Below are 15,140 nucleotides of genomic sequence, written 5' to 3'. Positions count from 1 at the left end.
ATAATGACGCGACTTTACTACGTGAAGCACTTGTTACGTGTACTTGGATATTCAATATTTGCACGCTGCATTAACTGACTTGAAAATTGCTAAAGTATATAATGGTTATGAGCTTACGGAAGAGGACGGAATTCGTTTGCGGAGTATTTGTAAAAATATGTATTATCAGAAAGTAATGTCAGGTATCAAGCCCTTCATCCGAAACATCAGTGATTAGGTGAAAATATCTAAGAGGATTAGTGGAATTAAAGCTATATCAATAAAATTATCTGGTCTTTGCCAACAGTATCTTGGCAAGATTGAAAGGGTGTGTAAAAATTTGAACTTCCCTAAAATACTCAGAGACCATTCAAACATAAATATTTACCTTGATGAAAAAGAATTAGTAAATTTAAATAGTCAATTAACACTAAAACAGCGTGCTACTCTTATAACTGAAAAACACTTTATAAAAGTAGGTATATCAACTGGAAGAGAGTTTTTTAATTCATTATTTAATGAGATGAATATTGATAAAACGTTAAAATGCTCCATGGTAACTACTCCTAAACTGTTGGACTTTTTTCATAATGAAGAGTGTATTATCCTAATTTTCGAAAAAATTGAAGGAATAACATTAGGTTCACATAGAAATGATTTTACTCTCCAGTTAGATATTGCATTTAATGAATTATTCAATGTGATTAAAAATATTGCAGAAATAAAGAACTATCCAAAAAATATTGATGTGTTAAATAGAGATATGAAAGCAGCAAACTATTTTGAAAAGATATACAAAAGGCTTGATATGGAAACTAGAGGAGCCCTGGAATGTTTAATCGGTAAGTTGCATCAAAATCCTTATCTGGTATTCAGCCATGGTGACCTTATCCCAACAAATATTATAAAAACGAAAAGATCCTATTATATAATTGATTGGGAATGGGCTTCTTTGCGCCCTAGTACTTATGATGCAGCGTTATTTATACTATTTTCAAGTTGTCCATTAGATGGTGTTAGAAAAATCGAAAAATTATTTCGTTATTGGGATCCGATGGAATTGTACAGAGATGCAATAATAATATCTGCAAGGGAAATTAAAAATTGGTTAGATGTAAAAGATTCTACAATTAAAGAAAAATATATAAAAATATGGTTAAAAACATTAAAGAAGGCAACAAGATGGTTAATGTCGCATTAATAGGTCCTAAATACAATGGTCTAATGTGTATCATGTGCACAACTTGTCTTTACTTGTAATCATTTTAAGCTATCTAGTTTATTGTTTTTGAGTGATGTATAATTGGTTCTTATTATAAGTAAACATTAGCTAGAGAATTGATATGTCTTCTAGTGATTATTGAATGTAAATTCCATATAAAACATAGACAAGTTTGTCCAAATTTCTATATAAAAGATGTTCACAAACATTATAAAACCAACTTTGGGAACACTATACAATAAGGTAAACAACCTGACTCGATAATTAAGAAATACGGTCTTAAAGGTACAAGACGTGCTCCACAGTTCTCAAAACAATAATATTAGCTTTATATCAATGTTTACAGCCTCTTTCCAAGAAAATAGGGAAGGGGTTTTTTCATGAGAAACTAGCATTAGAAAATCAGCTAACAATGACTTTCTGGCAGCTTCAAAAATAACTTTAAAAACTGACGAAAATGGAATTCACAAGATCTTTCAGTAGTGGCAAGGGTGAAATTATGACATGTACTAGTGAATCCCATTTCAATTAAGATCAAAGGAAATTGTCTACATTCCTTAAAAATAATTTTATTTTACGTAAAGCGTTTGATAGAAAAAGGAGATAAATCAATTTTGGGCTTTCCCATTAATAATAAATCTTTTAATGCTTCACCTACTGCGCTAGCAAACTTGAATCCGTGACCTGAAAAGCCTGCAGCAATTGCGATGTTCGGATGGTTAGGAAGTAGATCGATGATAAAGTCTTTATCAGGTGTCATCGTGTACATACATGTTTTTCCGTATTTCAGTTTTCCAACTTTTGGCATAAAGGTTTTTAAAAACAGGTCTAAATCTTCCTGATCCCCTTCCACACTACCAAATGGGGCTTTTTCTTCATCGGGATTTACTTCATCCCCTAAATCATGGCGTCCGATTTTTAAGCCAGCTCTATCGATACTCGGGAAGCCATAATAAGTTTTCTCTCCATCTGTATATGTAAAACCAGGAAAATTGGAATCATCATAAATCGATTCAACTACTTCATACCATGCAAATGTTTTGCGAATTGGAGTAATAGGTAAATCGGCTTGCAAATCGTTCATAATTTGTTTAGACCATGCTCCTACTGACAAAATAATTGAGTCTGCTGTGAAAGTATCACCATTTTCCGTTGTTATTTTTACAATATGTTTAACAGGTTCGATTTTAACAACTCGATTATTTCCTATGACTTCGGCTCCTGCCTTCATTGCTAACTCATAATATGCTTCAATAATATTTTGAGTCATTAATACTCCAGAAGTTGGTTCAAAACAAGATGTCATATCTTTTGTAAGGTGAATCCCTTTCCAACGTTTATTTGCTTCCTTTGGTGTTAACAATTCAACCGGTAAATTATATTGTTTAGAGCTTTGTATAATATTGTCCATATATGGATCATCTTTAGGGGTAAAGTTTAAAATACCGACACGATGGAAAACTTTCTTATCTGTTAATGTTTCTAGCTCTTCCCATAACTCCTTAGCCCGTAATACAAAAGGAACATAGCGTGCACCTTCTCCATAGGCGAAGCGAATGAGTCTTGTATCTCCATGATGACTGCCTTTATCGTGTGGAGGTTGAAAAGCATCTAATAAGAGAGTTTTTTTCCCTTCCCGTGCCAAATAATAACCTGCAGCCATCCCCATTGAACCTGCACCTACTATAATATGATCATAATGCATAATAAGCCCTCCAATACGTAAGTAACTTTCTATTTAATAACTTACTCTTCATTATATATAAAGAATAGGCACAGAATTAAATCTGTACCTTTTTAATGTTACAAGCTGTTTTTTCACAATCACGTCCGTTAATGGAAGAAGGAGAGGCTTTGAAAAAGTGCAATGGTTGTCACTAACGTTGACAGGGTTCCTGCAGATAGTAACGTTATCATTTTTCTCCAGTTTATCTTTTCCGTAGATTTAACGGCTTCCCGAGACACGGCAATCCATATAATGATAGATAATATAGTTGTAATTGTTATAAACTCTGTAGGCATAATGAGATCCCTCCGCACATCATATTTTATCTAAATTGTAACATACATTATTTCTTAGGAATGTCCATTTGATATAAATTTTATCATTTTAAAATTATCATATTTCTTCTCAACTATATATAACATGATTCAAATTAATAAACTTAGTGATGAAATGAAATTCTTTTTTTAAAATAATATGATGACTATTTAGGGGATATGTTTAAGACGAACACAAAAAATGAATGATGAAATTAGTAACAAAAGTTTAACTTCCATAAAATTGGAGATTATCCTTTTGTTTTTCTTTTTCAACTAAGTCGCCGAATTGTAGAAAAACAGTGAACTCATATTAGCAAGTTAAAAATAAGGTGATACTATTTTTTTAGTTCATATCACATAACCTTTTATTATTTTGCAGGTACTTTGTGTTTTTACATCTAAAAATAACTCTGTTTATTAATCTTAGCAGAAAACCAAGCATGCAATACACAAAAGCGAAACCTACTATACCAAACCTACATTAGCATAGCTACGAACTCCATCAGGAATATGACCATTCGGATTTAGAAAGAAATAAGGATAGAATCCATCATACATTCCTCTTATTAGTGATATAGCTCCGTAAAGTAATGGGAAGGCTAACTAAAAGACGATTGGTTTGTAACTATACCACTTTTTCTCTCTGTAATGTGAATGTTTCAAGTTTACGTACAACCGCATTCTTTCGTAAGCGAGTAACGTAGAAAAATTCATCATCTTTATCTCCTCCTTTCTGTCTGATGAGATTCTTATCTTTTTGTATAACTAGCACGACAGAGGACGTTTTGCAGATAAAAAAAGAAGAAAATACAAAAAAGACCAAAAACTCTAAGAGTTATTTGATCTAGACAAAAAATATAGAAAAACTAATCAGGGATATTAAAGTCCAACATTGTCAATTGAAATGCGTATTTAATCATTTTTTAAGTTTTGGTTGTCTTAAAGACCAATAGGAGGCCACTGAAAAAGTTCAAAAATTTTAACCTCAAACATCAGATCCTAATTTCAGTCGGTTTTATACTATTAAAGTGAGGATCAAATCTTAAAAATACGCATAAACACCACAAAAGTGGGGAATGAAACTTTTGTATTTTAAGAGGAAAGAAGGATTTAATAAAAGTTTTTTTCTGGCTGGTAACATCGTTTTACACACTTGCTTATTTTTCTTTCGCTTCTCGTCTTAATACAATGCTGTTCACAATACTTAATCCGCCTGCAGCAGCACACCACTTTTGTTCAAATATGATGCTAGCGGCTACTAACCCTGTTCCAACAACAAAGCTATAAGTGGAAGCGGCTTTTAACGTGCCCTTTTTTGGTTCCGGCAATTTAATGGAAATGCCAAGAGCGTCATTAAACTTTTGGCATGTCTGATTGAGTTTTTTAATCACTGTTCATCCCTCCTACAAACGGAATAGTAGTTGTATTCCGTGATTTATCGCGAGTAATAGACCTGCACCCGTGCAAATCCATGGAACAATTACTTTTTTGTTTTTTCGTTTGTACAAAAACAACATCAGAAGTCCCACACCGACAAGACATACACCAATAATTAATAATACGATCGATATGGTCAGTATTGTATCTGGACTGAAAACCGGAACAAAATCTGGGATTGGCAAATTCATATTTTCCACCTCCTTTATTCAAAAATATTCCCTGATCGGTTTTACTTACTCAAACAGCTTATCTACAACACTGTCTAGGAGAAAGTCGAATACTTCAAAATGATCGTAGTCTAACTTGTCTTTTATGGTCACCGTATACAGTAAGGTGCCAATTAAAGCATGCGCTTTTTCCTTTTGAACTTTTAGCGTAAGATTAGCAAGTTCCATTGTTTCATCAAAAAATGCTGCACTATCAAATTTTAGTTTTTCTACTCGTTCTTTTGGCAATTTATTTAGAAAAGATAAAAAATCAGGTGTACCACAATCGTATAGAAATGGATAGCGATCATATTCTTCAAAATGCCATTTCATTGCTTTGGTAAATCCCTCTTTGCCACCGTCTTGACAAATAATATCTCGTAATCGGTTTTTTAATCGACTTTGTACCCGTTCTAAACTATCGCAAAACAAATCTTCCTTAGACGAATACAACATATAAAACGCCCCTGTTGATATTCCAATTTTGGCGGTCAATTCACCTATACTTGTTTTTTTGTACCCGTGCAATGCCCAGCTTCGCTCACATGCTATACAGAGTTTCGTTCGCAAATTATCTTTTTCTGCCTCTGTAAAACCCTTTGGCCCTTTAGCCATTCTAACAGCCTCCAATTTATTGTGAATATTTTCATGTTTTTATTCATTAATTAAATTATGTCTTTAAATAGTTGATTTGTCAACTGTTCATGCGCAAATAGATGGCCGTAGCTGTATAGGGGCTTTTTTAGTTTCTTAGCTTCGTTTCATCTAGAAAGCCAAAGTCCTTGCGTAAATATTTCTTTCCTTGCCATAGAAGGAATCCATTAGTTTCAAGTATCAATCGATATCAAACTGTTAAGGTGTTCATTCAAAAATAGTTATGTTTTATAATTGTGGAGGAAATCTCTACAGGATTGCTACCTTCGCTTATTTATCAGTGGAATTAAAAGAAGATGATCCCTATTCAATATAGAAATCATCTTCTGTGCTTAACTCATTTTTAAATGTGACTTGACTACCTTCGCCCAAGCGCGGGTTTCTGAAACAGGCTGATCCCTAAATTACTTGTAAGTAAAAGTTTTCTGATAGTAGACTCCATAAGGTTTTTTTGCAGTACCTGTTTTACCTTTAGGATAACTATTGTTTCTAACTGTGTAAGAATGATTAGCATACACAACTTTTACCCTAAGAGTAGCTCTCTTAACTGTTTTACCATTATGTTCTGAAGGGACTTTATAAGTACCTGAGAGTGATACTGAATTAGAACCGGTAACAGGAAAACCAACAGCAGCACTTATGCCTACAGCAGCATCTAATCCAAAGCTTCCGGAATAAGTTGAAGAATGAGTACTAGAATACTTTAGATCCATTGTTATTCCTGGATCACCAGCAACAACATTTACAGTGCTACTATAGGTGTCACTTCTCGGACCGTTATACCTAATTTGTCCATTTTTATAAGGTTTCCATGTTCCAACAGGGAATTTAGAAAGTGAAAAATCTGGATACTCTTCTTTGTGAACAACCAAAACCCCGGAAACTGAATCATCTTTTAATACATCGGTTACCTTTTCGTTTAATTCTTCCTCGTTAAGAAAATCTTCATAGTACAACTTAATTGGTTCTTGTTCTTTATCCAGTGTAACTTCTGTTTCAGCTAGTACCATGCTAGTAGGTGTTATAACTAAACCGAACAAAATTAAAGCAATAACAAATCTTAATAGCATCTTGTTTATTTTAATGCCTCCTTTTGTAATGGTTATAAAGATCCTCCGTTTTATCCCTTCTTAACTAGAGTCTCCTTTCCTTTATTGTAAAAATGTATAACATTAATATTCTGAAAATTAAATAATTATTTCACTTTGAAACTTGTATTATTTTTAGAATCTTTAAGTAAGTTGTAAAACACATTAAACGAATTGAAAAGTAAATATTAAGCATTATATGACCTACATCAAAAATCGTTGTCAATGGAATTTAAAGAAGATGACCCCTACACAATATAGAAATCACCTTCTGGTTGCTTTACTCTTTTTTAATGTGCTCTTAACAAGGATGCCAGTATTAGTAAAAGCTTTTTTTATTAGGTCTGTAACTACTAAAATTACTTCTATACCTAATGAAAAATCTAGCAATCGCAGAATGGATAAGATCTTTGTTCAGAAAAAATATCAAGTTGAATTTGTAGGTGCAGAATACACGCTTGGAATAATGCTTATTTTTCTATAGGTTGCTCTGGTTCTTCTATTTCTACAGGTCCTCCGTCTCCACCTGGTTCATCATCGAAAAAATCTGGTGGATTAGGAGGTGCTGAAGCATTATTACTAATTCTAATCTCTACAGTGTAAGTCATTGGTACAAACTCATTAAATTTACTCATACCGACCACGGTTCCCTTTACCTCAGGTGCATCGACAAACTTAACATAGTATTTAATATTCGCACCTTTTGATTGGTATTCTTCATAAAATAATCTCGGCAAATCACCTTCTAGTTGCCCACGAAAATCATGTAAATAAGGCCTACCTTGCGAATAAGTAACTGTCACACTTTTATTATCATTCTCCGTTAACTTTGTATCAGCTTTAACAGATTGGGAAATAAGTGTTCCATAAGGAGCATCTGCGTTAAATACATGCTTTACTATCACATCTAAATCTGGATAATTGCTAGTAGCTTCCTCGGCTGTCAGTCCCCAAAAGTTCGGAACTACTGTGGCTTCACCTAGAGATACAACAACTTTCATCTTGTCCCTTTTCGCAATCATTTCATCTGCTTTTTTGCTTTGACTAATAATATGGCCTGCTTCGACACTGTCAGAGTCCTTCTCTTTGTACTTCATTTTAATTTCATTGGTTTTTGCCCATTTTTCTACTTCTTCTTTGGGAGTTCCCGTAAAATCAGGGATGGTGATATTCTTTTCGAAGACTTCTTTCCCTTTTGAATAATAGACGGCAGCACTGTCTTTACGTTGGTATTCTGATTCATCAATTCCACTGTCTTTGATGGTAAACTTAATAAATTTTCCATCTTTAATATCATCACTATACTCCGCGACCAGTTGCAGGTTTTCCGCCTTATTCTCGTCAATCCACTCTTCTGCTTCTACTCGATCCATTTTCGAAAAATCAGCAAGTGGGATAACCTCTTCTGGATCTGGTCCTAAACTACTAACTAATTCGAGTGTCTTCCCTTTACGTATTTTCTTTCCAGCAGCTACACTCTGCGAAATAATCTGATTTGCATCATGTTCCATACTATGTTCTTGTTCTAGCTCAATTTCCACATCATTTTCTTTCGCCCAAGCGCGAGCATCTGCAACAGGCTTGTCCACAAAATCTTCCACCTTCACATGGACAAGCTTATGATAAATGAGGAAAATCAGCATACAGGCTAAAACAGATCCTGCAATAATCAGCCACATCTGACGTCTCTTTTTCTTTTGATAATCTAAATCAATTTCAACCTCTTCTTCCGCATCCTGTCGGCGACTACTTCTAGAAGCGACAGGATTAGGATTTGACTTAAGCGGAGTATCACGCTTAGATACTGCTTCTTTCTCTTCCGCAGCAGAAGCTTGTTCTTCCTGCTTTTGCTGCGGTTCTGTATTCTCTTGATTCTCTATTTTCTCATCTTTTACCTGTTTGTCTTCTTGTTCATTCACCATGTCTTGGTACTTGTCTTTGTTAAATTTTGATAAAAAGTCACTCATAGGAAGACAGTACACCCTTCCTTAAATGGAAAGCCTGATCAGACTGCAAAGCAATTTCATTAGAGTGTGTTACCACAATGACGCATTTCTCGTGCTCATGTGCCAATCTTTTAAAGATATCAATGATTTCCTGTTCCATCTCTTCATCAAGATTTCCTGTTGGCTCATCGGCAAGAATTAATTCCACATTGGTCGCCAGTGCGCGGGCAATAGCTACACGCTGCTGCTCTCCACCGGAAAGTTTATTAACGGGGCGATCTGCTTTACTTTTTACAATCCCGATGTAATCTAGTAAATTATAGGCTACATTCTTTGTATCTTCTGGAATTTCATTTTCGGTAATCGACATAGGAACTAGTACATTTTCTAAAGCTGTAAAGGTTGGAATTAGATTATAACTTTGAAAGATAATCCCGACGTTATTGCGTCGATATCTTTCGTAGCCAATCTTTTTAATGTCTTCTTCTTTAAACATTACTGCACCACCATGAGGCGAATCTAAGGCACTGAGTAATGATAACAAGGTCGTTTTACCTGAACCCGATTGCCCCAAAATGGTATAAAATTTTCCTTTTTCAAAAGAGATAGATGTATCTTTTAAAATATAACGACGTTGCTCGCCATCTTGATAATAATAACTTAAATCTTTCGCTTCTAATATCATAATCTCACCTCTCTATTACATCAGTATTTTCTTCGGATTTAGCCTTACAATATAAATTAATGGAATAACCGTTGAAATTAAAATAGTTAACAAACCTATTACATAGAACCCTATAATATAACTCGAATTAAGGTTTACCTCATAAGAATCCAATACGTCTTCCGTTGTCAAATCTGTTTGAATCTCACTATAATAGATAACATCTTCAAAAGACGAATTTTTATCATCTGCTTTCATCAGCGTATCAGATATCTGTCCAGCTAAGAGGTTTCCGCTGAATAAGGATATAGTAATACCAATGAACGCAACAACCATTACTTCGATTAGTACTTGCCCGACAACACGGCCCCGTCGTTCTCCTAAGGATAAGTAAATACCCAATTCACGTTTTCGATCCCTCAGAAATAGTAAAACTACTAAACCAGTGATTAATACCGTTGCAATTACTGCAACAATTAAAACATATTTTGATAGTTTGGACATGGATTCCATCGACCCTGAAATGCTATCATATTGATCGGCAGCACTGATTACTGTATAAAACTCTGGCAACAATGGTGTTACCTCTTCCACAAATGCGTCCGTATCTTCAGGGCTGTTTAAGACAAACATTGGCGTGTAATATTCGAAAGATCCCTCTTCCTCTTCTATCATTTCGGCAAACTCTTCATCTACTTTCGAATATTCTTCCCAATTAAATTTATTTTCACTAGCGACAATTTCATTTGAAACATACACGGTATTTTGATACTCAATGTTCATAAAATCAATCATACCATGATCCGAACTATCACCCTCGTTTTCTTTGATTGATTGAGGTTCAAATAATCCGATAATTTCCAATACAACATCCCGGGATGTAATTAACTCTTCATCTCCTGTTTCATCATCATAATCATAGACTGCATTTTCTAATGTAAACGTATCTCCTACATGCAGATTATTTTTTTCTGCCAATTTTTTTGAAATAATCGCTACAGAAGTGCCATTATCTATCTCTTCCTGTGTAAAAACACGGCCATCGATTAATTTGCCCTTCTGTTCTTCAAAGTCAATCACAGGAGCATAGTTAATTCCTTTCAGCATAAAGTCCATACTAGGACCCATCGAAACAAAATCTTCATCCTCGTTATCACCCTGATAACTCTCCATGCTCTCTGATCCTAGATGGGTAGCCATACTATAATCATAATATTTCACATAGGAAAGTTCACCAATTTTTTTAATTAACTCAATGTCTATGTCTTCAAACTCTATACTTTCCCACTCTTCGTCACTTAGCGTATCTAATTCTTCATAATCAAGCTCAACCGTTGCCGCAGCTCCCAGTCTTTCTTTAATATTCTTTTCCACATTACCAGTTGCTTGTTGAATAGAAATTGCTCCTGCTATTAAATTTCCTAGGATAAAAATAACGGCTAATAAAATTAATGATTTCCCTTTTTTTCTTGTAATACTTAAAAATCCACGTTTTAAAAAATTCATTACAAACCCCCTCACTAAAATTTCATTTCCACTTTTAATTTTCCCAAAAGTCTAATTATATACATCCATTATATATGACCGTTATCTGTAATCCAAGTAAATTATTGGATATAATCTATCACCTCATTTTATTTTTTCATAAACGTACTGTATTAAATTATTGAGACAATAATTAAATGTATTATATCTGTAATACACTAAAAAAACAACAACTAATATCTTGGGACGAGAGGTTCATTGCTCCTTGCTCACTACCGACCAGCGATATTGTAATCCTTTATGATTATCCTTTAGTGATAGTGGATGACAACGTACGAAATTAAAATCTAACAAACACATTAATGTTATTAAGATGTGTGAACATACATGGCTTCATTTGAATACCTATTAATTATCAAACGTAAGAAATGCAGTCTTAGAGGATCAAGACGTGCTTCATATTCCCCAAAAATGCTAATCAAGTGTTATATCAACCTTTACAAGCCTCTATCCGAGCAATCAGGGAGGGGCTTTTTAGCGCCGGGAATTGTCTTGGCTACCCCTAGATATCTTTTGTGTTAAACTTCAAATATTTTTTCTAGACTTCACCTATTTGCTTTTGATCTGATTTATCGATTCAATTTTCGTGTACGACAGGTGAATCAAATAAAACGTGTATGTATGGAAGCAATGTTCTGTCAGGATATTAATCCATGTCGATTTCCTAAGGACAAAATACCAATTAATTGTTCATTTAATAGCATAAGGAATAGGGGGAGGTGAAGATTATGGGAGTTATTCCAGCAACGGAAGAAGACGTGGAGCTTTTAGCGCGATTGATTAGAGCAGAAGCTGAAGGTGAAGGGGACCTCGGAATGTTAATGGTCGGAAACGTGGGAGTAAACCGTGTTCGAAGTAATTGCTTGGATTTTACACAGCTTCGTACTGTTAGTGACATGGTTTTTCAATCGCCTGGCGGTTTTGAAGCTACTCAAAAAGGTTATTTTTATCAAAGGGCCCGTCCCATTGATATCCGGTTAGCTAGAGAAGTTATTAGCGGGAAACGATATCACCCAGCTTCTTATTCCTTATGGTTTTTTCAACCAGCTGCTGATTGTCCTGCACAATGGTTTGATCAGTGGAATGTAGGTAGATATAAATCTCATTGTTTTTACCAACCAACTGAATCTGATTGTCCGGGAGTATATAACACATTTTAGGAGGAAATATGATGTATAATCAACCTTATCGACAACCTTTTTTGATGGAGGGTATGCCACCATGGCAAGTTCCAGGTGTTCAAGCGTCAGAATTTACACCAGCTACACCTACACCAACACCTACAACACCAATTTCTCAACCAGGAGTAATGGGGCAACTCCCTATTGAACAATCATTCATTGAAAACATTTTACGGTTAAACAGGGGAAAATTAGCAACGGTGTACATGACTTTCGATGGTGATCAAAAGGTTTTTACCGGAATTATTGAAGCGGCAGGTCGGGACCATATTGTACTTAGTGACCCACAAACAGGTAAACGGTATCTACTCTTAATGGTATACCTTAATTATGTTACATTCGATGAAGAAATTGTATATAGTTATCCTTTAGGACAAATGGCAACTTATTCACCACGTTAGAAAAAACGAATGAAGGTGTTAAGCTATTTTATGCAATGGACATTAATAGATGATTAGAGTATCGCAACGTTCCTTAATATTTTTTTTCGGAAAATTTATCCATAGTTAGATATATTGAAATTAGTTGATGAAATAATCAAAGTATTACTTTGGAGGATATTATGAAAAAATTGCAAGAAATACTGAAAAATAGACCATTTAACTATGAGGTAATTAGACACGAGCGTCCATTATTATCTGCAAAAGATGGTGCAGACTACTTTGGGATTGAGATAGGTCAAACGGCACCAACATTAATCCTAAAAACGAATAAAGGGTTCTTTGCCTTCATTATTTCAGGGGCACATGAGAAAGTAGATTTTGAAGAAATGTCGGATGTTTTAGAGTGTAGCTCAGTTAAATTAGCGTCAAGGAAGGAAGTTAAAAAAGTGACAGGTTATGAAGTAGGAAGCGTTCCTATGATAGGTCTTGATTTACCGTGCTTAATAGATAAACAGCTTTTTAAATATGATTTTATTTATGGTGGTATTGGTTATAATGATTATACATTAAAAATCGAACCTAGAGCATTAAAAGAGTTAAATGAAGACATCAAACTATTAGATTTTTGAATACGCCTATAGGAAAAATTAAATAAAACCGTTGTTCCGGTAGTTACCGGAGTTTCGTCTAATGATGACTGTTCTATGTACATGTATGGAACAGTTTTTTATATGCGTAGTATCCAAATAATTAAAGACATGTATAAAGGTGTCATTTGTTACACATATTTTATTTAAAGCAATTATTTGAAACGATTCATTCACCACAAAACAGTGTGAAAAATCCCTATCACATGGTAACCAACCTCTGTTTCCACCAATATTCATTACATACCTTGTTTTTGCATCTTATACACTTAAGCGGAAAGGATTCGATTATATTTTCATAAAATAAAGCTATCTAGATTAATCCTCAACTTTACCTTAAATTAACAATCCCTCAACCTTCTTTTTACAATTGAATGGTACGCTCGAAATAGGTCGTTTGATGTGTTTTAAAACACATCAATATGACGCTAGAAATATAGGAAAAGAGATGTCACAGAATGGATCGCATGATTGGCATTATCGATATAGGTTCAAATACAATTAGACTCGTTATTTATGAAATACGCCAGTCGAGTTTTCATCCAGTTGATGACTTTAAGGTGACTGCTCGTCTTGGTAAGCATTTTGATGATGATGGTGCATTATCAGAAACGGGAATCAACATTTTAATCGATACACTTAAGTCTTGTCGTAAACTCATACAAGCTTACGACAACTGTGAGGTTCGTTGTTTAGCAACAGCGGCGATTCGAATGGCAAAAAATCGTGGAGAAATCATCCGAAAAATAGATGAAAAAATTGGCTTCACAGTAGAAGTATTAGAGGAAGAAAAAGAAGCGTATTATGGCTGTTTATCTGCTACGGAGGCGCTTTCTTATGATCGTGGTATTACGATTGACTTAGGTGGAGCGAGCACTGAGGTAACATTGTTTAAAAAAAGAAAACTCGTTCAAGCTCATAGTTTTCCTTTTGGTGCGGTAACACTCCAAAAGTCTTATGCAAAAGGGGCTGTGATTCCTTTTGAGCAACGTTTGCAACTACGAAATTACTTAAAAAAAGAGCTACAAGGTGTACCATGGTTAAAAAATGTTGGAGGTATCATTGCGGGACTCGGTGGTAATGCTCGCCAGTTAGCGCAGCTTTCCACATTATATGAAGATTCTGTTCAAATCGAGATTCATGCCGCGGAAATTAGGTGTACAACAATTGCTCGCATCCGCACGTCTTTTGGAAAGCTAAACGAGCGTGAAATAATGAATATTGACGTGTTATCCCGAGAACGAGCAGATCTAATGAATATTGTCTTGGAAGTTTTTTGTGCCGTTGGAGAATGGGCGGGAACAAGTCGTTTTATTGTCAATACACGTGGAATTCGTGAGGGTGTTTTATATGATATGTTACCTTCAAAAGAGGCTGTGGCTACTACTCTTGATAAGAACTTTCGTTTAAAAGAACGGGTGAAATTACGTGGCACTAATCGTCTTTTAGATCGTTACCATGTCGATAAAAGTTTATCAAAAGAACGGATACAACTTGTTCAACGGTTTTTGCAATCGTTTCAGGATGCAGAAATCATCAACCTTGGGCGGAAGGAACGTTTTCTTGCAGAACAGGCAGCAGCTTTGTTTTATATAGGGCAATCCATTTCAAAAAGTAAACGACACCGTACAACATTCTCTAGATTGATGAGTGCCACTTTTGATGGCTATTCGCAGAAAGAAAAATTACTCATTGTATTGATGGCATCGTTTAAAAGTATAAAGTCCTTTAAGAATATGCTCCAGCCATACAAAGGAATGCTTTCAAAAAAAGAAGTGCGTTATGTGCGAAGGCTTGGAGCATTAATTAAGTTTTGTAATGCGTTCATTGATGAAAAATGTTGGATTACGCACATTGGAATTAAACAACATTCATTCGCTGGGCTTAATTTTCAACTATACGTGAATCACCATGCGCCAGAGCTGGTGAGATATAGTGAAAAGCAAAAGAAACATGTTGAAAAAGCATTTGCTTGCCCGGTACAGCTTTCATTTGTAGATAAGTAAAGATAAAACTTTCTTACTGCTCACTGGCTAAAAGCGTGACTCCTAAGACTGCGATTATTACTTGTCCCGCTGAAAAAGCATTGTTGCGGCAGCCAGTACTATATATGTCCTTAGCGTTGTAAGTTCAACAAAGCTT

The 15,140-nt window shown here is 34.9% G+C and carries 13 protein-coding genes; 5 read left to right on the top strand and 8 right to left on the bottom strand.

Features of this window, described 5'->3' with window-relative positions:
* Nucleotides 1–319 precede the first annotated feature (319 nt).
* Nucleotides 320–1,180, top strand: a complete 861-nt coding sequence (locus DFR56_RS16350) for a phosphotransferase (protein ID WP_110396524.1) — start codon at nucleotides 320–322, stop codon at nucleotides 1,178–1,180.
* A gap of 595 nt (nucleotides 1,181–1,775) precedes the next feature.
* Here the strand turns inward: DFR56_RS16350 and solA are convergent.
* From solA to DFR56_RS16300, 8 genes are all read right to left on the bottom strand, one after another.
* Nucleotides 1,776–2,906: an N-methyl-L-tryptophan oxidase gene (gene solA, locus DFR56_RS16345; RefSeq protein WP_110396523.1), complete on the bottom strand. Its 1,131-nt coding sequence runs from the start codon at nucleotides 2,904–2,906 to the stop codon at nucleotides 1,776–1,778.
* A 1,495-nt stretch (nucleotides 2,907–4,401) separates the two neighbouring features.
* Nucleotides 4,402–4,635, bottom strand: coding sequence for a hypothetical protein (locus DFR56_RS16335; RefSeq protein ID WP_110396521.1), 234 nt, complete (start codon nucleotides 4,633–4,635; stop codon nucleotides 4,402–4,404).
* A 12-nt stretch (nucleotides 4,636–4,647) separates the two neighbouring features.
* Complete coding sequence (locus tag DFR56_RS16330; RefSeq protein WP_110396520.1) at nucleotides 4,648–4,872, bottom strand: LPXTG cell wall anchor domain-containing protein; 225 nt, start codon at nucleotides 4,870–4,872, stop codon at nucleotides 4,648–4,650.
* Nucleotides 4,873–4,917: 45 nt separating this feature from the next.
* Nucleotides 4,918–5,505 carry a TetR/AcrR family transcriptional regulator gene (locus DFR56_RS16325; RefSeq protein WP_110396519.1) on the bottom strand — a complete coding sequence of 196 codons (588 nt, stop codon included), beginning with the start codon at nucleotides 5,503–5,505 and terminating at the stop codon, nucleotides 4,918–4,920.
* A gap of 443 nt (nucleotides 5,506–5,948) precedes the next feature.
* Nucleotides 5,949–6,614, bottom strand: a complete 666-nt coding sequence (locus tag DFR56_RS16320) for a V-type proton ATPase subunit F family protein (protein ID WP_110396518.1) — start codon at nucleotides 6,612–6,614, stop codon at nucleotides 5,949–5,951.
* Nucleotides 6,615–7,102: 488 nt separating this feature from the next.
* Nucleotides 7,103–8,599 carry a PASTA domain-containing protein gene (locus tag DFR56_RS16310; RefSeq protein WP_110396516.1) on the bottom strand — a complete coding sequence of 499 codons (1,497 nt, stop codon included), beginning with the start codon at nucleotides 8,597–8,599 and terminating at the stop codon, nucleotides 7,103–7,105.
* A complete protein-coding gene (locus tag DFR56_RS16305) occupies nucleotides 8,592–9,263 on the bottom strand; it encodes an ABC transporter ATP-binding protein (protein WP_211320647.1) in 672 nt (223 codons plus the stop codon). The genes DFR56_RS16310 and DFR56_RS16305 overlap by 8 nt, the downstream gene beginning before the upstream one ends.
* A 15-nt stretch (nucleotides 9,264–9,278) precedes the next feature.
* On the bottom strand, nucleotides 9,279–10,748 hold the full coding sequence (locus tag DFR56_RS16300; RefSeq protein ID WP_110396514.1) for an ABC transporter permease: 1,470 nt from the start codon (nucleotides 10,746–10,748) through the stop codon (nucleotides 9,279–9,281).
* A 767-nt stretch (nucleotides 10,749–11,515) separates the two neighbouring features.
* Here DFR56_RS16300 and DFR56_RS16295 point away from each other — a divergent pair.
* From DFR56_RS16295 to DFR56_RS16280, 4 genes are all read left to right on the top strand, one after another.
* Nucleotides 11,516–11,947, top strand: a complete 432-nt coding sequence (locus DFR56_RS16295) for a cell wall hydrolase (protein WP_110396513.1) — start codon at nucleotides 11,516–11,518, stop codon at nucleotides 11,945–11,947.
* A gap of 11 nt (nucleotides 11,948–11,958) precedes the next feature.
* Entirely contained in the window at nucleotides 11,959–12,369 is a 411-nt protein-coding gene (gene gerQ / locus DFR56_RS16290; protein ID WP_342353170.1) for a spore coat protein GerQ, read from the top strand.
* A 161-nt stretch (nucleotides 12,370–12,530) separates the two neighbouring features.
* Nucleotides 12,531–12,980, top strand: coding sequence for an aminoacyl-tRNA deacylase (locus DFR56_RS16285; RefSeq protein ID WP_110396511.1), 450 nt, complete (start codon nucleotides 12,531–12,533; stop codon nucleotides 12,978–12,980).
* Between the two features lie 476 nt (nucleotides 12,981–13,456).
* Nucleotides 13,457–15,004 carry a Ppx/GppA phosphatase family protein gene (locus DFR56_RS16280; RefSeq protein ID WP_110396510.1) on the top strand — a complete coding sequence of 516 codons (1,548 nt, stop codon included), beginning with the start codon at nucleotides 13,457–13,459 and terminating at the stop codon, nucleotides 15,002–15,004.
* Nucleotides 15,005–15,140: the final 136 nt, after the last annotated feature.

The sequence above is a fragment of the Pseudogracilibacillus auburnensis genome (assembly GCF_003201975.1).
GTDB lineage: Bacteria > Bacillota > Bacilli > Bacillales > Amphibacillaceae > Pseudogracilibacillus > Pseudogracilibacillus auburnensis.
This window is presented reverse-complemented; position numbering and strand designations above follow the sequence as displayed.

Excerpts from the sequence above, each read along its gene's own strand:
- solA (WP_110396523.1), bottom strand. The coding sequence starts at position 2,906 with ATGCATTATGATCATATTATAGTAGGTGCAGGTTCAATGGGGATGGCT.
- DFR56_RS16330 (WP_110396520.1), bottom strand. The coding sequence starts at position 4,872 with ATGAATTTGCCAATCCCAGATTTTGTTCCGGTTTTCAGTCCAGATACA.
- DFR56_RS16325 (WP_110396519.1), bottom strand. The coding sequence starts at position 5,505 with ATGGCTAAAGGGCCAAAGGGTTTTACAGAGGCAGAAAAAGATAATTTG.
- DFR56_RS16320 (WP_110396518.1), bottom strand. The coding sequence starts at position 6,614 with ATGCTATTAAGATTTGTTATTGCTTTAATTTTGTTCGGTTTAGTTATA.
- DFR56_RS16310 (WP_110396516.1), bottom strand. The coding sequence starts at position 8,599 with ATGAGTGACTTTTTATCAAAATTTAACAAAGACAAGTACCAAGACATG.
- DFR56_RS16305 (WP_211320647.1), bottom strand. The coding sequence starts at position 9,263 with ATGATATTAGAAGCGAAAGATTTAAGTTATTATTATCAAGATGGCGAG.
- DFR56_RS16300 (WP_110396514.1), bottom strand. The coding sequence starts at position 10,748 with ATGAATTTTTTAAAACGTGGATTTTTAAGTATTACAAGAAAAAAAGGG.
- DFR56_RS16295 (WP_110396513.1), top strand. The coding sequence starts at position 11,516 with ATGGGAGTTATTCCAGCAACGGAAGAAGACGTGGAGCTTTTAGCGCGA.
- gerQ (WP_342353170.1), top strand. The coding sequence starts at position 11,959 with ATGTATAATCAACCTTATCGACAACCTTTTTTGATGGAGGGTATGCCA.
- DFR56_RS16285 (WP_110396511.1), top strand. The coding sequence starts at position 12,531 with ATGAAAAAATTGCAAGAAATACTGAAAAATAGACCATTTAACTATGAG.
- DFR56_RS16280 (WP_110396510.1), top strand. The coding sequence starts at position 13,457 with ATGGATCGCATGATTGGCATTATCGATATAGGTTCAAATACAATTAGA.